At 72.7% G+C, this 21,987-nt stretch carries 28 protein-coding genes and 1 pseudogene; 21 read left to right on the top strand and 8 right to left on the bottom strand.

Annotated elements, in window-relative coordinates; genetic code table 11:
* Positions 1–89 precede the first annotated feature (89 nt).
* The 5 genes from M2302_RS29205 (at position 90) to M2302_RS29225 (ending at position 3,424) form a co-directional block, all read left to right on the top strand.
* On the top strand, positions 90–590 hold the full coding sequence (locus tag M2302_RS29205) for a hypothetical protein (protein WP_280841037.1): 501 nt from the start codon (positions 90–92) through the stop codon (positions 588–590).
* Positions 591–757: 167 nt separating this feature from the next.
* Complete coding sequence (rplU, locus tag M2302_RS29210; RefSeq protein ID WP_088960746.1) at positions 758–1,072, top strand: 50S ribosomal protein L21; 315 nt, start codon at positions 758–760, stop codon at positions 1,070–1,072.
* Positions 1,073–1,083: 11 nt separating this feature from the next.
* On the top strand, positions 1,084–1,338 hold the full coding sequence (rpmA, locus tag M2302_RS29215; protein ID WP_088975624.1) for a 50S ribosomal protein L27: 255 nt from the start codon (positions 1,084–1,086) through the stop codon (positions 1,336–1,338).
* Positions 1,339–1,428: 90 nt separating this feature from the next.
* Positions 1,429–2,904: a GTPase ObgE gene (gene obgE / locus M2302_RS29220; protein ID WP_280841038.1), complete on the top strand. Its 1,476-nt coding sequence runs from the start codon at positions 1,429–1,431 to the stop codon at positions 2,902–2,904.
* A gap of 70 nt (positions 2,905–2,974) precedes the next feature.
* Entirely contained in the window at positions 2,975–3,424 is a 450-nt protein-coding gene (locus M2302_RS29225) for a GNAT family N-acetyltransferase (RefSeq protein WP_280841039.1), read from the top strand.
* 7 nt (positions 3,425–3,431) lie between these two features.
* On the opposite strand, the gene M2302_RS29230 is transcribed toward M2302_RS29225, so the two are convergent.
* Both M2302_RS29230 and M2302_RS29235 read right to left on the bottom strand, forming a co-directional pair.
* Entirely contained in the window at positions 3,432–4,091 is a 660-nt protein-coding gene (locus M2302_RS29230) for a DUF6766 family protein (protein ID WP_280841040.1), read from the bottom strand.
* 91 nt (positions 4,092–4,182) lie between these two features.
* The gene (locus M2302_RS29235; protein ID WP_280841041.1) at positions 4,183–4,665 is read right to left on the bottom strand and encodes a DUF4383 domain-containing protein; all 483 of its coding nucleotides are present in this window, start codon (positions 4,663–4,665) and stop codon (positions 4,183–4,185) included.
* 196 nt (positions 4,666–4,861) lie between these two features.
* Between M2302_RS29235 and M2302_RS29240 the strand changes: the two genes are divergently transcribed.
* The 3 genes from M2302_RS29240 to M2302_RS29250 are packed head-to-tail and all read left to right on the top strand — an operon-like array spanning position 4,862 to position 6,820.
* Positions 4,862–5,644: a hypothetical protein gene (locus M2302_RS29240; protein WP_280841042.1), complete on the top strand. Its 783-nt coding sequence runs from the start codon at positions 4,862–4,864 to the stop codon at positions 5,642–5,644.
* Between the two features lie 31 nt (positions 5,645–5,675).
* Positions 5,676–6,140, top strand: coding sequence for a phage holin family protein (locus tag M2302_RS29245; RefSeq protein WP_280841043.1), 465 nt, complete (start codon positions 5,676–5,678; stop codon positions 6,138–6,140).
* A complete protein-coding gene (locus tag M2302_RS29250) occupies positions 6,137–6,820 on the top strand; it encodes a DUF3618 domain-containing protein (RefSeq protein ID WP_280841044.1) in 684 nt (227 codons plus the stop codon). The genes M2302_RS29245 and M2302_RS29250 overlap by 4 nt, the downstream gene beginning before the upstream one ends.
* A gap of 121 nt (positions 6,821–6,941) precedes the next feature.
* Here M2302_RS29250 and M2302_RS29255 read toward each other — a convergent pair whose 3' ends face one another.
* On the bottom strand, positions 6,942–8,051 hold the full coding sequence (locus M2302_RS29255; protein WP_280841045.1) for a glycosyltransferase family 2 protein: 1,110 nt from the start codon (positions 8,049–8,051) through the stop codon (positions 6,942–6,944).
* Positions 8,048–8,788 (bottom strand): class I SAM-dependent methyltransferase, encoded by a 741-nt coding sequence (locus M2302_RS29260; RefSeq protein ID WP_280841046.1) that lies wholly within the window; start codon positions 8,786–8,788, stop codon positions 8,048–8,050. The genes M2302_RS29255 and M2302_RS29260 overlap by 4 nt, the downstream gene beginning before the upstream one ends.
* Positions 8,789–8,925: 137 nt before the next feature.
* On the opposite strand from M2302_RS29260, the gene M2302_RS29265 reads away from it, so the two are divergent.
* Positions 8,926–9,567 carry a cyclase gene (locus M2302_RS29265; RefSeq protein ID WP_280841047.1) on the top strand — a complete coding sequence of 214 codons (642 nt, stop codon included), beginning with the start codon at positions 8,926–8,928 and terminating at the stop codon, positions 9,565–9,567.
* A complete protein-coding gene (locus M2302_RS29270) occupies positions 9,564–10,742 on the top strand; it encodes a zinc-dependent alcohol dehydrogenase (RefSeq protein ID WP_280841048.1) in 1,179 nt (392 codons plus the stop codon). Before M2302_RS29265 ends, M2302_RS29270 begins: the two co-directional genes overlap by 4 nt.
* 29 nt (positions 10,743–10,771) lie before the next feature.
* On the opposite strand, the gene M2302_RS29275 is transcribed toward M2302_RS29270, so the two are convergent.
* A complete protein-coding gene (locus M2302_RS29275) occupies positions 10,772–12,019 on the bottom strand; it encodes a cytochrome P450 (RefSeq protein WP_280841049.1) in 1,248 nt (415 codons plus the stop codon).
* 226 nt (positions 12,020–12,245) lie between these two features.
* On the opposite strand from M2302_RS29275, the gene M2302_RS29280 reads away from it, so the two are divergent.
* The gene (locus tag M2302_RS29280; RefSeq protein WP_280841050.1) at positions 12,246–12,647 is read left to right on the top strand and encodes a hypothetical protein; all 402 of its coding nucleotides are present in this window, start codon (positions 12,246–12,248) and stop codon (positions 12,645–12,647) included.
* Between the two features lie 104 nt (positions 12,648–12,751).
* Here M2302_RS29280 and M2302_RS29285 read toward each other — a convergent pair whose 3' ends face one another.
* Positions 12,752–12,970 carry a DUF397 domain-containing protein gene (locus tag M2302_RS29285; RefSeq protein WP_280841051.1) on the bottom strand — a complete coding sequence of 73 codons (219 nt, stop codon included), beginning with the start codon at positions 12,968–12,970 and terminating at the stop codon, positions 12,752–12,754.
* Positions 12,971–13,036: 66 nt separating this feature from the next.
* Between M2302_RS29285 and pepN the strand changes: the two genes are divergently transcribed.
* The 6 genes from pepN (at position 13,037) to M2302_RS29315 (ending at position 19,056) form a co-directional block, all read left to right on the top strand.
* Positions 13,037–15,553 (top strand): aminopeptidase N, encoded by a 2,517-nt coding sequence (pepN, locus tag M2302_RS29290; RefSeq protein WP_280841052.1) that lies wholly within the window; start codon positions 13,037–13,039, stop codon positions 15,551–15,553.
* A 71-nt stretch (positions 15,554–15,624) separates the two neighbouring features.
* A complete protein-coding gene (gene nadD, locus M2302_RS29295) occupies positions 15,625–16,221 on the top strand; it encodes a nicotinate-nucleotide adenylyltransferase (protein ID WP_280841053.1) in 597 nt (198 codons plus the stop codon).
* A gap of 110 nt (positions 16,222–16,331) precedes the next feature.
* Positions 16,332–16,742 carry a ribosome silencing factor gene (rsfS, locus tag M2302_RS29300; RefSeq protein ID WP_280841054.1) on the top strand — a complete coding sequence of 137 codons (411 nt, stop codon included), beginning with the start codon at positions 16,332–16,334 and terminating at the stop codon, positions 16,740–16,742.
* Entirely contained in the window at positions 16,739–17,368 is a 630-nt protein-coding gene (locus M2302_RS29305) for a histidine phosphatase family protein (protein ID WP_280841055.1), read from the top strand. Before rsfS ends, M2302_RS29305 begins: the two co-directional genes overlap by 4 nt.
* Before the next feature lie 60 nt (positions 17,369–17,428).
* Positions 17,429–18,277, top strand: coding sequence for a DegV family protein (locus M2302_RS29310; protein ID WP_280841056.1), 849 nt, complete (start codon positions 17,429–17,431; stop codon positions 18,275–18,277).
* A 17-nt stretch (positions 18,278–18,294) separates the two neighbouring features.
* On the top strand, positions 18,295–19,056 hold the full coding sequence (locus tag M2302_RS29315; protein ID WP_280841057.1) for an SDR family oxidoreductase: 762 nt from the start codon (positions 18,295–18,297) through the stop codon (positions 19,054–19,056).
* 54 nt (positions 19,057–19,110) lie between these two features.
* On the opposite strand, the gene M2302_RS29320 is transcribed toward M2302_RS29315, so the two are convergent.
* On the bottom strand, positions 19,111–19,359 hold the full coding sequence (locus tag M2302_RS29320; protein WP_280841058.1) for a hypothetical protein: 249 nt from the start codon (positions 19,357–19,359) through the stop codon (positions 19,111–19,113).
* A 311-nt stretch (positions 19,360–19,670) separates the two neighbouring features.
* Here M2302_RS29320 and M2302_RS29325 point away from each other — a divergent pair, with 311 nt between their 5' ends.
* Positions 19,671–20,438, top strand: a complete 768-nt coding sequence (locus M2302_RS29325; RefSeq protein WP_280841059.1) for a DUF5753 domain-containing protein — start codon at positions 19,671–19,673, stop codon at positions 20,436–20,438.
* Positions 20,435–20,629, top strand: coding sequence for a DUF397 domain-containing protein (locus M2302_RS29330; RefSeq protein ID WP_280841060.1), 195 nt, complete (start codon positions 20,435–20,437; stop codon positions 20,627–20,629). The genes M2302_RS29325 and M2302_RS29330 overlap by 4 nt, the downstream gene beginning before the upstream one ends.
* Before the next feature lie 467 nt (positions 20,630–21,096).
* Here M2302_RS29330 and M2302_RS29335 read toward each other — a convergent pair whose 3' ends face one another.
* Entirely contained in the window at positions 21,097–21,300 is a 204-nt protein-coding gene (locus tag M2302_RS29335) for a hypothetical protein (protein ID WP_280841061.1), read from the bottom strand.
* On the opposite strand from M2302_RS29335, the pseudogene M2302_RS29340 reads away from it, so the two are divergent.
* Together M2302_RS29340 and M2302_RS29345 are read left to right on the top strand one after the other, a co-directional pair.
* Positions 21,221–21,496: pseudogene (locus M2302_RS29340) on the top strand (pentapeptide repeat-containing protein); the annotation flags it as partial. The gene M2302_RS29335 and the pseudogene M2302_RS29340 sit on opposite strands and share 80 nt — an antisense overlap.
* Before the next feature lie 246 nt (positions 21,497–21,742).
* A complete protein-coding gene (locus M2302_RS29345) occupies positions 21,743–21,901 on the top strand; it encodes a hypothetical protein (protein ID WP_280841062.1) in 159 nt (52 codons plus the stop codon).
* Positions 21,902–21,987: the final 86 nt, after the last annotated feature.

Below are 21,987 nucleotides of genomic sequence, written 5' to 3' on the forward strand. Positions count from 1 at the left end.
CCTCTCGGCGGCAACAGTGCCGGCGGGAGGGGCCCTGTCGCGTTCTCCGGCCCCGGCTACGATCGGTCACCCCCGGCTAGGAGAAGACAATGCGCCGCCTGCTCGCCGCCACCCTGGTGACCGCCGTCCTGCTGACCGGCTCCGGCTGCTCCGGCGACCGGTCCGACGAGGCCGCCCCGGCCACCACCGGCCCGTCCACCGGCCCGTCGGCCACCTCGACCCTGCTGCCGTCCGCCCCGGTCAGCGTCGCCCCGGCGGGAGGCAATGGGCCGCAGGTCTGCGCCGCCGCCGAGCAGGCCTCCTCGGCGGCCGTGCGGACGTACGTCGAGGAGCTGGGCAAGATGATCGCCGCAGTCGGCGCGAACGACAGCACCGGGGCGGAAACCGCCCGGAAACGGGCGGAGTCGGCGCTGACCAGCTGGCGGGCGGCGCTGCGTGAGCAGTCCGCCCAGGCCACCGACCCGCAGTTGAAGACCCTGCTCACCGACCTGGCCACCGAGGTCGGCAGGCTCGGCGCCGACGTCGAGTCGATCGACGAGACCGAGCTCGACCGCCTCCAGCAGCGCCTCGACCAGCTCTGCGGGCGCTGACCGGCGGGCCCGGTTTGGGTGTCACCCGGTCCATGGCGTACCCTTGCCTGCGGCGCACTTTGGTGTGCCGAGTTCCCGCGTGCCCGCGCCGCCGGTGTCACTGCTACCCGGCGAGTCGCCGTGGGAACGACCAGCCAGCAGCCTCAACGACAGGGAGTCCGCCTCCGATGTACGCGATCGTCAAGACCGGCGGCAAGCAGTACAAGGTCGCCGAGGGCGACGTGATCGAGGTCGAGAAGCTCGCCGGTGCCCCCGGCGACGCGGTGAAGCTCACCGCGGTGCTCCTCGTCGACGGTGACGACCTGGTGACCGACGCGGCAAAGCTTGCCTCGGTCGCGGTGTCCGGCGAGATCGCCGCGCACACCAAGGGCCCGAAGATCCGGATCCACAAGTTCAAGAACAAGACCGGCTACCACAAGCGCCAGGGTCACCGCCAGCCGCTGACCCAGGTCAAGGTGACCGGCATCTCCAGCGGGAAGTAGGTCGTCCTCCAATGGCTCACAAAAAGGGTGCGTCCAGCTCGCGTAACGGTCGTGATTCCGCGGCCCAGCGACTCGGCGTGAAGCGCTTCGGTGGTCAGGTCGTCAGCGCGGGTGAGATCCTCATCCGTCAGCGTGGCACCAAGTTCCACCCCGGTGACCTGGTCGGCCGCGGCGGAGACGACACGCTCTTCGCGCTGGCCGCCGGTGCGGTCCAGTTCGGCACCAAGCGCGGCCGCAAGACCGTCAGCATCGTGCCGCAGCAGTAATACGCAGGCGTCGCGGGCCGTGGACCTCGGGTCCCGGCCCGCTTCGTCTTTTCGCACGCGGGGGCGTACCCCGCTGGAAGGATTGGCGTCGTGACGACGTTCGTTGACCGGGTCGTCCTGCACATGCAGGCCGGCGACGGCGGGCACGGCTGTGCCTCGATCCACCGGGAGAAGTTCAAGCCGTTCGGCGGCCCGGACGGGGGCAACGGCGGGCACGGCGGCAGCGTGTCGCTGGTGGTCGACCCGCAGGTGACCACCCTGCTGGACTTCCACTTCCGCCCGCACCTGAAGGCCGAGAACGGCAAGGGCGGGGCCGGATCGAACCGGGACGGCGCCAACGGCCACGACCTGGTGATCAAGGTGCCGAACGGCACCGTGGTGCAGACCCTCGACGGCGAGGTGCTGGCCGACCTGGTCGGCGTGGGCACCACCTTCGAGGCGGCGCGGGGCGGTCGCGGCGGTCGCGGCAACGCGTCGCTGGCCAACGCCCGGCGCAAGGCTCCCGGCTTCGCCGAACTGGGCGAGCCGGGCGACCGGCTGGACGTGGTGCTGGAGCTCAAGAGCGTCGCCGACGTCGGTCTGGTGGGCTTCCCGTCCGCCGGCAAGTCGTCGCTGATCGCGGTGATCTCCGCCGCCAAGCCGAAGATCGCCGACTACCCGTTCACCACCCTGGTGCCGAACCTGGGCGTGGTCCGGGTCGACAACCACACCTTCACCGTGGCCGACGTGCCGGGCCTGATCCCCGGCGCGGCCACCGGCCGGGGGCTGGGGCTGGAGTTCCTTCGCCACGTCGAGCGCTGCGCCGTGCTGGTGCACGTGGTCGACACCGCGACGCTGGAGCCGGGCCGCGACCCGCTGGCCGACATCGACGCCATCGAGGACGAGCTCACCCAGTACGGCGGCCTCGCCGACCGGCCGCGGCTGGTCGCCCTCAACAAGATCGACGTACCGGACGGGCGGGATCTCGCCGAGATCGTCCGGCCGGACCTGGAGGCGCGCGGCTTCCGGGTGTTCGAGGTCTCCACGGCCACCCGCGAAGGGCTCAAGGAGCTGATGTTCGCGATGGCCGAGGTGGTCGAGCAGGGCCGCCAGGCGGCTCCGCCGGCCGAGCCGACCCGGATCGTCATCCGCCCGAAGGCGGTGGACGACGCCGGCTTCACCATCGACGTGGAGGAGGACGGCTCCTTCACGGTGCGCGGTGTCCGGCCCGAGCGCTGGGTCCGGCAGACGAACTTCGACAACGACGAGGCGATCGGCTTCCTCGCCGACCGGCTCGCCCGCCTCGGCGTCGAGGACAAGCTGGCCAAGGTCGGCGCCAAGCCGGGCGACCTGGTGCGCATCGGCGAGCGGGAGTTCGACTGGCAGCCCACCCTCTACGCCGGCGTCGACTTCGTGCCCGGCAACCGGGGCACGGACGTGCGGCTGGAGGAGAAGTCGACCCGGGCCTCGGCCGCGGAGCGGCTGGCCGCCCGCAAGGCGCGCCGGCAGCGCCCCGCCGACGAGCTGGAGGCCGGCGGCCTGGACGCGGACCTCTCCGACGACCTGGACGACGACGACCTCGAATAGCTCGATCATGTCCGTGTCCGGGTCGTTCGCCGGAAACCTCCGTGAAATCGGCCCGGCATAGCGTGGTCGGATGCTGATCGAGTCCCGTCCTTCCACCGACCCGGAGATCGACGCCCTCGTCGTCGCCCAGCAGCGTGAGCTGCGCGAGGCCGACGGCGGACTGGACGGGCAGGTCACCGTCACGCACGACGACGTCCGCTACCTCGCGGTGGTCGTCGACGGCCGGGCGGTGGCCTGCGGCGGGGTCCAGTCGCTGGACGCCGCCACCGGGGAACTCAAGCGGATGTACGTCCGCCCCGCGTACCGGGGCAGGGGTATCGCCCGGCAGCTGCTGACCGCGCTGGAGGAGTTGGCCTTCCAGCGGGGTCACTCGGTGGTCTGCCTGGAGACCGGGGTGTACCTGCCGGCGGCGATCGGGCTCTACACCTCGTGCGGGTACGAGCCGATCCCGGTCTACGGCGAGTACGTCGACAACCCGTACAGCGTCTGCTTCGCCAAGCACCTGCCGGTCGCCGCCTGAGACGAGGTCAGGCGCCGGTCTGGGCGTGCTCCACGGTGACCGGCTTCGACTCCGGCGACGCGTGCTGGCGCAGGACGATGCTCAGCAGGATCAGCGCGCCGACGGCCAGGAACTCGCTCTGCCAGTTCTGCATGGACTGGAACCAGAAGTCGCTGGTGCCGAGGAACTGCCAGGCGCTGATCGGGGCGGCACCGCTCTGCAGCGCCTGCTCCTCGTTGTACTGGGCCACGCCGCCGAGCAGGTGGCCGACGAACGAGCCGGCGAAGATCAGCAGCAGGGCCAGCGAGAGGCTGTTGCGGTAGACCATCAGCGGCAGGCCGCCGACCCGGGCGGGCCAGGGTGAGTCCGGCCCGGCCCGGCGCTCGTCGTCCTCCGGGCGGTCGGTCTGCCCCTCCGGCTTCGACTCGGCCGACCCCCGCTGCACCAGGTACGCGGTGAGCAGCACGTAGCCGCCCATCTGGAGGAACTCCGACTCCCAGTTCTCGAAGACGGACTCGGCGAAGTGCCCCGTGCCCAGGTACGCCGGCCAGCCGATCGGCTGGGCCCCGTACTCGGCCAGCTCCTCGTTGTGGGTCTGCCACCCGAAGACGCTCTGCAGCGACAGGAAGACGAAGAAGGCGCCCAGCATGGTGATGCTCAGCGCGTTGTTCCTGATCCACCGCGGCATCGTGACCTCCTCGTCCCTGTGCCTGACGCTTCGGTGCCCGGTTCCGGCAAGGATCAAACTCGGACACGCCGGCCGCTCCGGGCGCCGTGCCTCAGGGGCGGTCGATCGCGTTGTCCAGCCGGCCGCCCGTGCCCGCGTCGTTGGAGAGCAGCAGCCCGAGGGTGAGCATGCCGAAGCCGAGCCCCAGGTGCAGCCAGTTGGCGGCGCCGTTGAGCGGGATGAAGTTGGCCACGGCGTCCCGGTCGAGCAGGAAGCCGTACAGCCACAGGCCCAGGTAGGCGGCACCCCCGCCGGCCAGGAACAGCCGGGCGCCGGCCACCCGGCGGGCCATCACCAGTCCGAGCAGTCCGAAGAGCAGGTGCAGCAGGTTGTGCAGGATCGACACCTGGACCAGGCCGAGCAGCTTCGCCTGCGAGTGGTGACCGGCGAAGGCCAGGTCGCCGTACCCGGTGGTGACGCCCGGGACGAAGCCGAGCACCCCGAGCAGCAGGAAGATCACGGCCACCACGAGCGCGACCAGCTGGATCCGGGGTTTCGGCCCGGCCGTGCCACGCCCGCGCGCGTCTCGTGCCATCGATGTCACCTCCACGCAGCAGCTGCCGGTCGCAGCCGGACGATCCTCCATTCTGTAGCCATCAGGACACGGACCGTAGAGAAATGGCGATTCAGGCATGGACCCGACGACCGGGGGTAGTCAAAGTTTGCGCCGATGTGACGGTCGGCGATCCCCCGAGCGCAGAGCCGCACAAGTGCCGAGCGGAAGGAAAACCATGACTTACGATCTGTCATCCTCGTCCTCCACCTACGAGAGCGAGCACAGCAACGGCGGTGGCGTCCGCGACCAGGCCCGCCAGGTCGGCGCCGAGGCCGCCAACGCGGGTGGCGCGGTCGCCCAGACCGCCAAGGAGCAGGGTCGCGAGGTGGTCGACGAGACCAGGCGGCAGGCCCGCAACCTCTACGGCGAGGCCCGCAACCAGCTCGCCAGCCAGACGGGCGCGCAGCAGCGCCGGGCGGCCGGCGGGCTCCGCTCGCTGGCCGACGAGATGCGCTCGATGGCGCAGAACGGCGGCGCGGGCGGCCCGGTGACCGAGCTGGCCCACCAGGCGGCCGACCGGGTGCACGGCGTGGCCGGCTGGCTGGAGGAGCGCGAGCCGGGTGACCTGCTCAACGAGGTCAAGACCTACGCCCGCCGAAACCCGGGCACGTTCCTGGTCGGGGCGGCCCTGCTGGGCGTGCTCGCCGGCCGGCTGACCAAGGGCATCACCTCCGCCGGCGACGACCAGACCGGCAGCCACGGCCTGTACGGCGGCGGCTACGCCGACCCGGACCGTACCGCGGTCATCCCGACGCCGCCCGCCCAGCGCGCGGTGCCGAACGGCGGCTACCTCAACGACCCGACGCCGGGCTACTCCGGCACGGCCTACCCGGACAACGGCGGCACCACCAGCTACGCCGACCCGGCGGGCGGCACCGGCCAGCCGCTGCCCCCGGTGACCCAGACCGACCCGCTGCCGGGCGTGCCGTCCAGCGGCACCGGCAACCCGCGTCCGTGAGCGTACGAGTCATCCGAAGGGAGGCGGCGGCATGAGCATGCCGACGCAGGGGTCCGGACTGGACTCCGGGTACCACCCCGCGGGTGCGCCGCACACCGCGGACGAGGTCAGGGGCAGTTCCCTCGGTGAGCTGATGCGTCAGGTCACCACCGACCTGTCCACCCTGATGCGGCAGGAGGTGGACCTGGCCAAGGCCGAGATCCGCCAGGAGGGGAAGAAGGCGGGCAAGGCCGCCGGTCTCTTCGGCGGCGCCGGCTTCGGCGGCTACATGGTGGCGCTGTTCCTGTCCGTCGCGCTGTGGCAGGCCCTGGACAACGTGCTGGATTCGGGCCTGGCCGCGCTGATCGTCGCCGTGATCTGGGCGGTCATCGCCGCCGTCCTCTACTCCATGGCCAAGAAGAACGCCGAGCGCATTCGCGGCCTCAAGCAGACCAACGACAGCGTGCAGCGCATCCCCGACGCGCTGAAGCCCCACCCGGAGGGAGTCACCCGATGAGCACCGATCCCGACCAGATCCGCCGGGAGATCGAGGCGACCCGCAACAGCCTGAGCTCCGACGTGGACGCGCTGGCGTACAAGGTCAGCCCCGGCCGCATCGTCGACGACCGTAAGCAGCGCGTGCGCAACGCGATGCAGAATGTGAGGGAAAAGGTTATGGGTAGCGCTTCCGACCTCGGCCACAGCACCGGCCACGCCGCCCACTCGGTCGGCGACCGCACCTCCTCGGCGGCCTCTACCGTCAGCGACAAGGCCCACTCCGCCGCCTCGACCGTCGGCGACAAGGCCCACTCGGCCGCCTCGACGGTCGGTGACGCCGCCCAGCGGGCGCCGCAGGTGATCCGGCAGAAGTCCGAGGGCAACCCGGTGGCCGCCGGCCTGATCGCCTTCGGCGTCGGCATGCTGGTGTCCTCGCTGATCCCGGCCACCCGCCGGGAGCAGGAGCTGGCCGCCCAGGTCAAGGAGAAGGCCACCGAGCACAGCGGGGTGGTGAAGGAGAAGCTGGGCGAGGTCGCCGGCGAGATCAAGGAGGAGCTGCGCGAGCCCGCGCAGCGGGCCACCGAGTCGGTGAAGTCCACCGCCCAGGACGCCGTCCACGCGGTCAAGGACGACAGCAGGTCGGCCGCCCAGGACGTCAAGGACCAGGCGCAGCAGTCCCGCGAACAGGTGCGGTACTGACCCGGGGCACCTACGTCGTACACCGCAGCTCGCGGCCACTCCCGGCTTCCGCCGGGACGTGGCCGCGAGTGGTGTGACGTCCGGACCCGCTCCTCGTCCGCGCCGGTGCGGGCCCCGGGGATCAGCGCGCGGCGCGGCGGCGGCGGAGGGTGTGTTCGTAGTGGGCGGCGCGGCGTACCCGGCCGCCGGCGTACCGGACGCCGCCGCGCAGGACCCGCCGGGCCAGGGCGAGCCAGGCGCAGGTGCCGCGCTCCAGCAGCCACAGCGGGGCGGCCAGCGCGGCGGTCGGCGGGAAGACCGCGGCGCCACCGGCCCGCCGCCGGCCCCGCTCGGCCAGGGCGACCGTCGCGGCGCCGGCCACCAGCAGCGCACCGGGCCGTCGGGCGGCCAGCGCGGCCAGCACGCCGGGCAGCACCGCCAGCGAGGTCAGCAGTCGCACCGGCTGGGCCAGGTCGTCGTACGCCTGGCGGACCCGCTGGCCCCAGAAGTGCGCCGCGGTCGGTGGCAGCCGGCGTACGTAGAGCCCGGCCGGCGCCGCCTCGGTCCCGCCGTACGCCCGCACCGTGCGGATCAGCTCCAGGTTCTCGAAGAGCACGTCCGGGTCGTAGCCCCCCATGGCGCGGAAGGTGCTCCGGCGCACCGCCAGGGTGCCCGGGTAGTCGACGCCGAGCGCCCGGTTGAGCAGGGTCCGACCGGTGTCCCACCAGGCGTGCCAGGGCAGCGGGTCGAAGTAGTTCTGCGGCCGGACCAGGTCGTGGGTGTCGAGCAGCCGGTGCACGGCGCGCAGCCCCGGCTCGTCGTACCGGACGTCGTCGTCGGCGATCACCACGTGCTCGTGCCGGGCCATGGCGACGCCGGTGAGCACGCCGCGGACCTTGCCGTTGACCCCGCGTACCGCCGGATCCGGGGCCGCGTGCCGGAGGACGCCACGCCACGCGGCGGCGTGCCGGGCGAAGACCTCCGGCGGGGAGCCGTCCACCACGGTCACGTCGACCAGCGCGGCGATCGACCGCAGGTACCCGGTCAGCTCGGCCAGGTCGGCGTCGTCGGACCAGCGCAGCGGCAGGACGTACTCGACGGGGAGCCGGTCCGGGCGGACGCCGCGCTGCGGCGCGCGGACCGCGGGCGGGTCCGCCGGGTGGGCCGGGACCGGACCGGCGGCGACGGCCGACGGCTCGGGGGCGGCCAGCGCGGGACCGGCGATCGGCCGGCGCCGGGCCGGGGCGCTCACGCCGACTCCGGGCACCGGTACACGGACACGTGCTCCCGGCTGTCGTCGGTGAAGGGGCCGCCGGACCAGTCGACCCACCGGTGTTCCCGGCTCATCCCGGCCAGCCGGGCCATCAGGTCCAGCTCGGCGGGCCAGGCGTAGCGGTGGTTGGCGGGCAGCAGCCGCACCCCGTCGTTGCCGAGTCGGATCTTGGTCGTGATCATCCGCTGCTCGGCGGGGTGCAACCGGGCCGCCTCCAGCAGCACCGCGTCCTGCGCGACGTGCACCGGGCGCAGCGCCGTGCCGCCCCGGAACGCGCCCGGGTCGGGCACCCAGGCCTCCACCACGAACCGGCCCCCGGGCCGCAGGTGCGCGGCGGCGTTGCGGAAGCAGGCGACCTGAGCGTCCTGGTCGGGCAGCGCGAAGATCGTGTTGAACGCGAGCAGCACCAGGGCGAACTGGCCCGGAACGCGAGCCTGCGTGAAGTCGCCGATGGACACCTCGATCCGCTCGCCGCCCGGCTTGGCCCGCAGCCGGGCGGCCATCTCCGCCGACCCGTCGATCCCGACCACGGTGAGCCCCCGTTCGCGCAGCGGCAGGGCCAGCCGGCCGGTGCCGATGCCGAACTCGCAGACCGGGCCGCCGTCGGCGAGCGCCGCCAGGCGGTCCACGGCCGCATCGGGGGAGAGGTGGGCGAACGCCAGGTCGTAGACGTCCGCGGGAATGTGCCGGCCGTACTCGCTCGCGTCGAAGGGCAACGCTGCCTCCCGGAAACGGTGTTCGTGACGGCATGCCCGGAACCCGACCGATCAAACGGGGCGTTTCGACGCGTTCACGTCGGGTAGCGCACCGGGATGCGGGCGCCATCTCCGGGCGCTCGGGCGGAGGAGACGTGATGACCAGCAACGGAACGAGGTGGGCGCTGCTCGGCGCCACCACGGCGACCGCGGTCGGGGTCGGCCGGCTGGTGGCCCGGCGGCGCCGCCGGCACCAGCCGGACCGGCAGGGCGGCTGGTACGTGGTGCGCCGGGGGATCACCGTGGACCGGCCGGTGGACGCCGTCATCGGCTTCTGGACCGATCGGGAACGACTGGACCGGGCCCTGGTCGAGTGGGCCACCCTCGAACAGCTCGACGACAACCGGTGGCGCTGCGTCGCCAGCGACCCCGCCGGTGGCGGCACCGAATGGCGGGCCGAGATCACCGTCGACGGTCCGGGCCGGCTCAGCTGGCGGGTCACCGACGGCCCGGTGCCGCAGCAGGGACACGTGGACCTGACCCCCGCGCCGCAGGACCGGGGCACCGAGATCCGGGCCGAGCTGCGCTACCGCGCCGGCGGCCCGCTGGGCCGGCTGCTGGGCCTGGCCCGCGGCGACGAACCCGACCTGGCGCTGCGCGACGCGCTGCGACGAATCAAGTCGCTGATCGAGGCCGGCCAGGTGATCGACACCCGGCGCGACCCCTCGGGGCGCAGCCCCGCGCAGGAGGCCGCGACCGACCAGGTCCGCGAGCGGCTGACGACGGGAGGACGGGCGTGAGGGCGCTGTGCTGGGAAGGGGTCGGCAAGCTGGCGGTCCGGGACGTGCCCGAGCCGCGCGTCCGGGCCGAGGGGGACATCATCGTCAAGGTCCGGGCCAGCAGTGTCTGCGGCTCCGACCTGCACCTGATCAACGGCTTCCTGCCGGCCATGCGGGAGGGCGACATCCTCGGCCACGAGTTCATGGGCGAGGTGGTGGAGACCGGGCCGGGCGTGCGCCGGCTGCGCGTCGGCGACCGGGTGGTGGTCGGCTCGGTGGTGGCCTGCGGCGGCTGCTGGTACTGCCGCACCGAGCAGTACTCGCTCTGCGACAACTCCAACCCGCAGCCGGTCGTGCCGGAGAAGCTCTGGGGCCACTCGCCGGCCGGCATCCTCGGCTACTCGCACGCCGGCGGCGGCTACTCCGGCAGCCATGCCGAGTACATCCGGGTGCCGTTCGGTGACATCGGCGCGTTCAAGGTCCCCGACGGGGTGCCCGACGACGCGGTCGTCTTCGCCTCCGACGCCATGCCCACCGGCTGGATGGCGGCCGACTTCTGCGGGCTCTCCGGCGGCGAGGTGGTGGCGGTCTGGGGTGCCGGCGGGGTGGGTCAGATGGCCGCCCGCGCCGCCCAGCTGCTCGGCGCCGGGCGGGTCATCGTCATCGACCGGCTGCCGGAGCGGCTCGCCACGGCCGCCGACCGGCTCGGGGTGGAGACGATCAACTACGCCGAGACCGACGTGCTGGAGGCGATGCGGGAGATGACCGCGGGCCGGGGACCGGACGCCTGCATCGAGGCGGTCGGCATGGAGGCGCACGACGTCGGCCCGGCGTACGCCTACGACAAGGCCAAGCAGAGCGCGCGGCTGAGCACCGACCGGCCCACCTCCGTCCGCCAGGCGATCATGGCCTGCCGCAAGGGCGGCACGGTGAGCATCGTCGGCGTCTACGGCGGGCTGGTCGACAAGTTCCCCCTCGGCGCGGCGATGAACAAGGCCCTGGTGCTGCGGATGGGGCAGATGCACGCCCAGCGCTACATCCCGATGCTGCTGGACCGCCTCGCCGCCGGCGAGATCGACCCCGGCTACCTGGCCACCCACCCGATGTCGCTGGAGGAGGGCGTGCGCGGCTACGAGATCTTCGAGAAGAAGCAGGACGCCTGCCTGCGCAGCGTCCTGCACCCGGCGATGGCCTGACCGACGTGCGCGTGCGTCGCGCCGGGGGCTCAGCCGGTGCGGCGCACGTCGTCGATGACGAAGCCGCTGGGCGGCAGGGTCGGCATCCGGCCCAGGTTCAGCGCCAGGTTCTGCGGTGGCACCTCGTACCGCATGGCGGTGGTCAGCATGGTGACCGCCCGCTTCATCAGCTCGATGGTGATCCACTCACCGGCGCACCGGTGCCCGCCCAGGTGCTCGCCGCCGCCCTGCGGCACGAAGCCGTACGGGTCGTCGCGCCAGCCGACGAAGCGTTCCGGGCGGAAGCGTTCCGGCTCCGGCCAGAGGTCGGGGTGGTGGTTGGTGCCGTACAGGTCGAGCAGCACCCGCCGGCCGCGCGGAAAGTGGTGGCCCTGCCAGTCGAAGGAGCGCCGGACCCGGGCGGCGACCACCGGGAAGAACGGGTAGTAGCGGCGGACCTCCTGCACGAAGCACTCGGTGGCCTCGTCACCGGCCCGGACCCGCTCCCGCCAGGCCGGGTGGTCGTGCAGGGCCAGGGCGGCGAAGACCACGTACCGGTCGATGGCGACGGTGGGGCGCAGCACGTTGAGCAGCTCCACCGCGGCGACCCGGCGGGGCAGCAGCCGGCCCTGGGCGTCCCGGTGCTCGGCGATCGCCCGCAGCGCGCTGCCCTCCGGCGCGGGCAGCGTGCCGACCCGGGCCCGCTCCACCACGTCGCCGGCCCACCGTTCGCCCCGGCGGCGGGCGAGCAGCCCGCGCCAGTGCCGGGGCCCGAGCGCCGCCGCCGCGTCGATCATTCCGTGCAGCTCGTCGGTGCGGCGGGCGACCTGGCTCGAGGCCAGCGGGATGCCCGCCCAGGCGCAGACCGCCCGGGTCAGCATCCGGGCGACCTCGTCGTAGAGGACCACCCGACCGGACTGCTCCCAGACCGGGATGCGGGTGTTCCACTCGTCGGCGAAGAGCTGCCCGAGCTGCCGCACCCCGCTCGGCGTCATGATCGACAGCAACATGGCCTTGCGGTCGGTGTGCGCCGAACCGTCCAACCCCTGCACGCCGCCCCGACCGGTCAGCGTCCACTGGCCCCGAATGGGCATCGCGCCCTTGCGCTGGAACCGCTCCGGGTCGTAGAAGAGCACCGTCGCCGGCCGGCCGCGCAGGCAGATCGTCCGTTCCAGCAGCAGCCGGGTCTGGAAGATGTCACTGCCGTAGCGGTCGCAGCGGGAGCCGATGTACCGGTATCCCTCGCGCAGGAACGCCAGGGAGCCCTCCGGGCTGCGGTCGACGGGAGTGGTGACCATCGGACTCTCCTGACGCGGGTGACAGCGGCCGGCCGCACTGGTCGACCGGATGGCGTTACCCAGGTCGGGGCCACTGAATCCCACCCGTACCGGCGTCGGGGACACCTCGGGGGTGTGGGCCAGTCGACGAGCCGTCCGCTGGCCCCTCCCAGGACGCCGGAAACCTGGTTTCCTCGTCACCGGGCCGGCCACGGGTGTACGGCCGGCGTGACGACGGGGAGGGCCGATGCGGGACAACAGGCCGCCGTACTGGCGGCAGCGGCGGGTGGTCGAGGCGTTCGGGAGCGGCCGGTCCGGCGGAGCCGACGGTCCACCGCTGATCACCGCCGCCCGGCGGGCGCCCCGGCCGCCCCGGCGCTTCACCGCCCACCTCGGCTTCGAGGCGGACGGGCCGGAGCACGCCCGCGACCTCGCCGTCGCGTACGCCGAGGCGTTGAGCCTGCTCCGTCCGGAGCTGGTGCTCGGCGCGGCAGCCCTCTCACCGGCCGACGCCTGGCACCGGGCCGAGCGGCTCTTCTGCGGCGCGCCGGGGCCGGACGGCGAGCGTTGCGCCGACGTGGCCGGTCATCCCGGCTTCCACCACGCCGCGGGCCCCGGTGGCCTCGGCTGGGGCGAGGGTGACGGGTGAGCCGCAGCGGGCCGGCGACCGGCGGTGTCCCGATGGCGGGCGACACCGCCGGGCCGCCGGCCCGACGTCGACCGGGCGTGCCCCGGCCCTGCGGCGCGCGGCGCTCAGTCCAGGTCGAACTCGCCGTCCTGCGCGCCCGCGACGAAGGCGTCCCACTCGGCCTGGGTGAAGACCAGCACCGGCCCGTCCGGCTCGGCGGAGTTGCGCATGCCGATCAGGTCGTCGACGAAGGCCACCTCGACCGCGCTGTCGGAGGTGTCGCCCTCGGCTCGCTGCCAGACCGCCCGGGACATGTCGAAATCGCCCTTGGGGTGCTGACCCATTGTTCGTCCTCCATCACCACACGTCATGGGGAGCCCGTCCGGTTCCCCGTCGGGCAGGATAAGCGGATGCCGAGCCTGACCCGTGTAGAGGCGACCGCGCGTCGCGCGCTGATCACCGTCGAGTCCTACGACGTGGACCTCGACCTGACCGGCGGCGGCGAGCGGTTCCGCTCCACCGCCACCATCCGGTTCCGGGCCACCCCCGGAGCCGACACCTTCGTCGAGGTCAAACCCGCCCGACTGCTCGGGGCGCGCCTCAACGACCGGGACCTCGACCCGGAGGCGCTGGCCGACAACCGGCTGCCGCTGACCGGGCTGGCCGGGGAGAACACGCTGACGGTCACCGCCGAGATGGCGTACTCGAACACCGGCGAGGGGATGCACCGCTTCGTCGACCCGGCCGACGGCGAGACCTACCTCTACGCGATGTCCTTCCTGGACGACGTGCAGCGGCTCTTCGCCGCCTTCGACCAGCCCGACCTGAAGGCGCCGGTGACCCTGTCGGTCACCGCGCCGCCGGAGTGGACGGTCGCCGCCAACGGGCAGCTCGCCGCCAACCCCCGGCCGGGGCGCTGGGAGTTCGCCCCGACCGCGCCGCTGGCCACGTACTTCGTCTCGCTGATCGCCGGGCCCTGGCACGTACGCCGCGCCGAGCACGACGGCATCCCGCTCGGTGTCTACTGCCGGCGTTCCCTGGCCGAGCACCTGGACGCCGACATCGACGAGATCCTGACCGTCACCCGGCAGTGCCTCGACCGCTTCCATCAGCTCTTCGCCGCGCGCTACCCGTTCGCCAAGTACGACCAGGCGTTCGTGCCGGAGTTCAACGCCGGCGCGATGGAGAACCCGGGTCTGGTCACCCTCCGCGACGACTACGTCTTCCGGTCGGCGGTCACCGACACCCAGCGGGAGCTGCGGGCCACCACCATCGCCCACGAGATGGCGCACATGTGGTTCGGCGACCTGGTGACCATGCGGTGGTGGGACGACCTGTGGCTCAACGAGTCGTTCGCGGAATACCTGGGCACCCGGGTGACCGCCGAGGCGACCCGCTTCGACCAGGCCTGGACGACCTTCGCGATGCGCCGCAAGGCGTGGGGGTACACCGCCGACCAACGTCCCTCCACCCACCCGGTGGCTCCGCAGGAGGTCCGCGACGCCGCCCAGGGCCTGCTCAACTTCGACGGCATCTCGTACGCCAAGGGCGCCAGCGTGCTCCGGCAGCTGGTCGCCTGGCTGGGCGACGAGGCCTTCCTGGCCGGCCTGAACGCCCACTTCGCCGCCCACCGGTTCGGCAACGCCACCCTGGCCGACCTGCTGGCCAGCCTCAGCTCGGCCAGCGGCCGGGACCTCACCGACTGGGCGGAACGCTGGCTGCGCCGCCCCCAGGTCAACACGCTGCGGATGGAGACGGCGGTGGACGCCGACGGTCGCTGGGTCGACGCCGCCCTGGTGCAGACCGCCCCGGACGCCCACCCCGTGCTGCGCCCGCACCGGGTCGGCGTGGGCCGGTACGCCCCCGACGGCACGGTGCGCCGCGTCGAGGTGGACCTCGACCCGGACACCGACAAGGGCCGCACCGAGCTGACCGCGCTGATCGGCGAGCCCGCCACCGGCCTGCTGCTGCCCAACGACGGCGACCTGACCTTCGCCAAGATCCGCCTCGACGCCGCCTCCGCCGACGCGGTGCCGCTGGTGCTGCCGGGGCTGCCCGACCCGCTCGCCCGGGCGCTGCTCTGGGGTGAGGCGCTGGACGCCGCCCGGGACGGCGAGCGCCCGGTCGCCGCCGTAGTCGCGCTGATCGCCGCGGCGCTGCCCGCCGAGACCGAGGTGATCATCGCCGAGGACGTGCTCACGCTGAGCCGCGGCCTGATCGACCGCTACCTCGACCCGCTGGCCCGCGACGCCGCGCTGCTGCGGGTCGCCGGGGCGTGCGCCGCGCTGCTCGCCGGGGCGCCGGCCGGCGGCTCGTTGCAGCTCGCCGCCGCGCGGGGCCTGATCGCCGCCAGCACCGACACCGGGCTGCTCGCCGGGTGGCTGGCCGGGGACGGGGTGCCGGAAGGGCTGGCGGTGGACACCGACCTGCGCTGGGCGCTGCTGCTGCGGCTGGTGGTGCTGGGTGCGGCGGGCGAGCCGGAGATCGCCGCGCAGGCGGCGGCCGACCGCAGCGCCACCGGGGCGGAACGGGCCGCGTGCTGCCGGGCGGCGCTGCCGGACGCCGAGGCCAAGCGGGTCGCCTGGGAGATCGTGACCAGCAGCACCGAACTGTCCAACCGGCTGGTCGAGGCGACCGCCGAGGGCTTCTGGCAGCCCGAGCAGGCCGAGCTGACCGCGCTGTACGTCGAGCGGTACTTCGCCGACATGCCGGCGGCCGCGCGGCTGCGTACCGCCTGGACGGCCGACCGGGTGACCACCCTGGCGTTCCCCCGGTACGCCGTGGCGCAGCCCACCCGGGAGCTGGCCGCGGCGCTGCTCGCCCGCGACGACCTGACGCCCGGGCTGCGCCGCTGGGTCACCGACCTGGACGACGACCTGCGCCGCGCGCTGGTGGCGCGGACGGCGGTGGCCGCCGCGTCCGCCTGAGTCGGGCCGGAGGTTGGGACGGTCCGGCGGCCCCGACGGGCCGCCGGCCGTCCCCGGCCTACGATCGTCGGGTGGAGGAAGACATCCGGCGGATCGGCATCATGGGCGGCACCTTCGACCCGATCCACCACGGTCACCTGGTGGCGGCGAGCGAGGTGGCGGACCGGTTCGGCCTGGACGAGGTGGTCTTCGTCCCGACCGGTCAGCCGTGGCAGAAGGTGGACGAGCCGGTCAGCCCCGCCGAGGACCGCTACCTGATGACGGTGATCGCCACCGCCTCCAACCCCCGCTTCCAGGTCAGCCGGGTGGACATCGACCGCAGTGGCCCCACCTACACCGTCGACACCCTGCGCGACCTGCACGCGGAGTATGGCCCGAAGGTGCAGCTCTACTTCATCACCGGCGCGGACGCGCTGGAGAAGATCCTCTCCTGGAAGGACCTGGACGAGATCTTCGAGCTGGCCCACTTCATCGGCGTGACCCGCCCCGGGTTCGAGCTCACCGACAAGCACCTGCCCGCCGACACGGTGAGCCTGGTGCAGGTCCCGGCGATGGCGATCTCCTCCACCGACTGCCGCGAGCGGGTGGCCCGGGGGGAGCCGGTCTGGTACCTGCTGCCGGACGGTGTGGTGCAGTACATCGCGAAACGCCGGCTCTACCAGCAGTGAACTGGCCTGGTATGTGAGCATCTGTCCGGATAATCGACCAGAACTGACAAGTCGTCGCGCCCCCGGGTATGAGACGCTTGGAGGGTCGTACGGTTGATCGAAGGAGAACGGTGACAGTTTCCGAACGCGCTCACGAGCTGGCGATGGCCGCCGCCCAGGCTGCGGCCGACAAGAAGGCGCAGGACATCGTCATCATCGACGTGGGCGACCAGCTCGCCATCACCGACGCGTTCGTCCTCGCCGCGGCCCCCAACGAGCGTCAGGTGCTGGCGATCGTCGACGCCATCGAGGAGCGGCTGCTCGAGCTGCCGGAGAAGGCCAAGCCGGTGCGCCGCGAGGGCGAGCGGGGCGGTCGCTGGGTGCTGCTCGACTACGTCGACATCGTCGTGCACGTGCAGCACACCGAGGAGCGCGAGTTCTACGGCCTCGACCGGCTCTGGAAGGACTGCCCCCAGATCCCGTTCGTGGATCGGGACCTGGTCGAGGCGGACGCCTCCGCCGGCACCTCCACCGCGGAATGACCCGCCTGATCGTCTGGCGGCACGGCAACACCGACTGGAACGCCGCCAGCCGGGTCCAGGGGCAGACCGACGTGGCGCTGAACGACCTGGGCCGCGAGCAGGCACGCACCGCGGCGCCGCTGCTCGCGGCCCTGCGTCCGGACGCCATCATCGCCTCCGACCTCAGCCGGGCCGCGGACACCGCCGCCGCCCTCGCCGCGGTCACCGGCCTTCCGGTACGCACCGACGTCCGGCTGCGCGAGCGGTACTTCGGCCGCTGGCAGGGGCTGGCGCTGACCGAGGTCGCCGAGCGGTTCCCCGACGAGTACGCCCGCTGGCGGGCCGGCGACCCGGACCCGGGCGCGGAGATCGAGACCCTCGACGACCTGGGCAAGCGGGTCGGCGCCGCCTTCCAGGAAGCCGCCGATCTCGTCCCCGGTGGCACCGTCGTGGTCGCCACCCACGGGGGCGGGGCCCGGCAGGGCTGTGGCTACCTGCTCGGCTGGGACCACGCGGTCCTGCGGACCGTAGGCTCCCTGGCCAACTGCCACTGGACCGAGCTGCGCCACGACGACGTCCGGGGCTGGCACCTGCGCGCCCACAACGTCGGGCTGATCACCCGGCCGGCACCCGGCGAAGCGCTCTGAGGCAGCCTCCTGGTCATCCGGCCCGGGCACGTGGTCGCGACATCGGCTAGCGTGCCGGGCATGCCCGTCGCGGTCGTCACCGACTCCACCGCCTACCTCCCGCCCGAGCTGGTGCGGGCGCACCGGCTCACCGTGGTGCCCCTGACCGTCGTGCTCAACGGCGCGGAGGGGCTGGAGGGGATCGAGACCTTCCCCGCCGACGCCACCCGGGTGCTCGGCGGCCGGCGGGTCTCGGTCAGCACCTCCCGCCCAGCCCCGGAGCAGTTCGCGCGGACGTACCGGGAACTGCTCGACGCCGGCGCGGACGGCGTGGTGTCGGTACACCTGTCGGCGGAACTCTCCGGCACCGTCGAGGCGGCCCGGCTGGCCGCCGCCGAGCTGGGCGACCGGGTCGAGGTGGTCGACAGCCGCGCCACCGGCATGGGCCTGGGCTTCCCGGTGCTCGCGGCCGCCACGGCCGCCGCGGCCGGCGCCGACCTTCCCGGGGTACGGCAGGCCGCCCAGGACACCGTCGACCGCACCACCATCTACTTCTACGTCGACACGCTGGAGTTCCTCCGCCGGGGCGGCCGGATCAACGCGGCCGAGGCGCTGCTCGGCACCGCCCTCTCGGTCAAGCCGATCATGCACATGCCGGACGGAGCGATCGTGATCCGGGACAAGGTGCGCACCGCCAGCCGGGGCGTGGCCCGCCTGGTCGACCTGGCCGTCGAGGCGGCCGGCGACGCCGAAGTGGACCTCGGGGTGCACCACCTCGCCGCGCCACAGCGGGCCGAACAGCTCCTCGAAGCGCTCACCGAGCGGCTCGGCGACCGGCTGCACGACACGTACGTCTCCGAGGCCGGCGCGGTGGTCGCCGCCCACGCCGGGCCGGGCCTGGCCAGCGTGGTCGTGCACCGCCGCCCCTGATTTGGGGTGGGTGGACGATGTCTTACGTGGTGACCGGCGGTGGCCGTGGTGTCGGCCGTGCCGTGACGGAACGGCTGCTCGACACCGGAGGCACGGTGGTGGTCGTCGAGCGGGACCCGGACGCGCTGGCGTGGCTGCCGGCGCATCCCGCCGCCGACCGGTTGGTGCCGGTGCTCGGCGACGCGGCGGACGAGCAGGCCGCCGAGCACGCCGCCGACCTGGCCGAGCGGGCCGCGCCGCTGGCCGGCTGGGTCAACAACGCGGCGGTGTTCCGGGACGCCTCGGTGCACTCCGCGCCACCGGCCGAGGTGTGGGACCTCATCGGACTGAACGTGCGCCCGGCCCTGGTCGGCGCGACAACCGCGGTACGCCGGTTCCTCGCCGCCGGTACCGGAGGTGCGATCGTCAACGTCTCGTCCCACCAGGCCCGCCGGCCGGTGCCGGGCTGCCTGCCGTACGCCACCGCCAAGGCGGCGGTCGAGGGGCTGACCCGGGCGCTGGCCGTGGAGTACGGGCCCCGGGGAGTGCGTACGAACGCGGTCGCGCTCGGCTCGATCCATACCGAGCGGCATGCCGCGTTCCTGGCCGAACGGGAGCCCGCCGAGGTGGAGTGGATCGAGGGGGAGCTTGCCCGGCTGCATCCGGTCGGCCGGGCCGGTCGCGTCGAGGAGGTGGCGGAGGCGGTGGCGTACCTGCTCTCGGCGACGTTCGTGAACGGGGTGACCCTGCCGGTCGACGGGGGACGGGCGGTGCTGGGGCTGGACCCGGAGGCCCGCTGACCCTCGCCGGGCCGGCCCCGGCCGACGTCGTGCGCCGCGCCTCAGCGTCCGCCGTCAACGGTCACGCGGAGCAGCGCGAACCGACGGCGCGGTGCGCCCGGCCGGGGCTCTGGACAGCCAGCGCACGCCGTTCAGCAGCACGAACAGCTCCCGCTTCGCCACCGCCGTTCCGCGTGCATCCAGCTCGTAACCCTCGATCCATGACCAGCCGTGGTACGGATGCCGGTCGGTCAGGTCGCGGATCACCCGCACCACGATCGGTCGGCTGAACTGCACGCTCGCGGCGCGGGTCAGGTGCAGCACGTCCCCGGCCCGGAACGTCGGCGCGGGCCGCGATCCGGCCGCCGTTGTCGACCGGCCGGACCAGCGCGACTCCGGGATGCGGTTGTGGGACCCCTGCCCCGACTTCTTCTTGTCCGGCACATCGCTCCCCGCGGTCGAGATCGGGCGGGGCCGCCTCGCCTCCCCGCCGAGGCGACCCCCACGAACGCGGTCGCCGGGCTTCGCCTCCACCAACCACGCCGTTTCGACCAGCCTTGCCCTTCGTGGTGGGATGAATACACTGCGTTGCACTATCCTTTTCAGACGTTCGGATCGTTCCGGGGAGGCTGTGGATGAACCACGCGGTCATCGAAGCGATGTCGGCGGCGGGCGAGACGGCGGACAGCCTCGCTGCTCAGATAGGGGTCGACCCGAAGACGGCAGCGAAGTGGGCGAACCCGGGACGGATCCCACAGACGCGCCACCGAGCCCAGGTCGCCGCGATCCTTGGGCGCGAGATGGAGGACCTTTGGCCGGACGTACTCAAACGACGGGAACCAACCTGGTTGCGTGCGTGGGTCGACTGGGAACGCGAGGCGGTCGCGCTGCGGTGGTTCGAGTTGGCGTGGGTACCCGGCCTGTTCCAGACCCAGGCTTACGCGCAAGCGACGCTGGCCGGCGAGGCGCTGACCGCGGATGAGGTGGACCAACTCGTCGCCGCGCGCATCAGCCGGCAGGCCGTCCTGCGACGTGAGCGCCCGCCCCTGCTCATCGCCGTCGTCGACGAGGCGGTGTTGTACCGCTCGGCCTATGGAGACGCCGCGCTCATGGCCGACCAGCTCGGCTACCTGATCGAGTGCGCCGCGCTGCCGTCCGTGCAGATCCACGTCGTGCCGAGGGACGTCGGCATGTACGCCGGGCTCGGCGGACCGATCATCCTGGCCGACCTGCCCGACGGGCTGCGGGTGGCGCATGTGGACGGCCAGGCTCGTGCGCAGATCATCGAGCAGGGGCCGGAAATTGCTACCCTCGAACGACGGTGGGCGCGCATTGTGGGTGAGGCTCTACCTCGGGCCCAGTCCCTCGACCTCATCAAGAAAGCGGCAGCATCATGGACATGACCGGCGCGCGGTGGCGCAAGAGCACGAAGAGCGGCAACAACGGTGGCTCGTGCGTCGAGGTCGCCGACAATCTCCCGGGCGTCGTCCTCGTGCGGGACACGAAGGACCGCGACGGCGGCACGCTGAGCTTCGCGCCGGCCTCCTGGCAGCGCTTCGTCGGCCTGGCGAAGGCGATCGGTCCCCTGAGCTGACTTCGACACGGCAGAGGCCCCGGTCACCCGTCACGGGTGGCCGGGGCCTCCTGCTGTCGGGCCGGATGCGGTACACCTGATCCCCCGCTTCCCATAGCACCAGGGCGCATGATCAGGGTGTTGTCCACAGGGCCAGTTCTTGTCCACAGCCGGTGACCGTCGACCGGCGAATGCCCGCTTTTCGTCCCTAGCCTCGGGTCGTGTCAGACGACGAGGAGGCCACGGTGCGGCGGCGACTGTTCCGCCTGGTGGGGGCAGTGCCGGAAGGGTCGCTTCTCCGGCCGGTCGGGTCAGCAGACTCCGACCAGGCTGATCCCCGCTGGCACGCACGTGGACGGCACTGGATTGAGCGTTGAGGTGGTGGCCGACAACAAGCCCGTGGCCGAGCGGGTCGCCCTCGGTGTGGCTCGGTGGTGGGCTCAGATCTATGGGCTGGGCGAGCCGCGCCGGGTGCACGTCATGGACAACTAACCTGCGCTCTGTCTTTCACCCGACACTGCTGCCGCAGCGGACTTCGCCCGCAGCGCCTGGTTCGCCCGGACGACCTTCACCGGCGGCGCCTGGTTCGGCGGTGCGAACTGCACCGGGGCCAGCTCGTTCAACAAGGCAACCTTCACCGGCATCGCGTGGTTCGGCAGGGCGACTTTCAGCGGCGATTCCGTGTTCCGCAACGCACAGATACTGCATCTCGACCGGCTCGAGAAAGCCCATGGCCTCGGCTGGCCCACCGGGTGGACGGTCTCCGCCGACCCGGAAGACCCAACGCGCGGCAGACTGGTCCCACAGCGTATGCCGAGAACATCTGCGCCGGCTGGTCGTCCCTCGGAGCCGACAGTTGAGGGAGTAAGGGTTGATCCCTTGAGCTGATTATCGGAGCGCCCGCCGGCCTGGGCGACACGGCTCGCCGTATGGAAGGCGAGCTGGCGGAACGGGTTGTAGGTCAGGTCCGCGACGGCCGATGATTGACGATCAATAGCGAGGGGGCAGGCCATGTGGCTACGGAAGCGGAAGCGCGAGGAGCAGCCTCAGCGGCGATACGCGGACTACATCCCCGGTGCCGAGGTACCCCCTCCTCCCCCGCCGGGTAGAGCGAGCATCCAGCTCACGGTATCCGTGGATGTTGAGAGATGGGCGCGGGCTCGGGGCAAGACGGTCGAGGAAGCCGACCGGGAGCTGAGGCGACGCATCAACGAGGCGACGTCCGCGATGTCCAGCCGACTCATGGTGGAACTGGGCGACATGGACGACGTGATCCAGTCAATGTGGGCTTGACCCGTTTCGACGGACAGGGTCGATGTGTTGATCTCACGCTACCTTGCTGATCGGCGAGGTAGCAGTTGCAGTGGTTTCGTACGCGG

This window comes from Micromonospora sp. A200 (assembly GCF_029893845.1).
Lineage (GTDB): Bacteria > Actinomycetota > Actinomycetes > Mycobacteriales > Micromonosporaceae > Micromonospora > Micromonospora purpureochromogenes.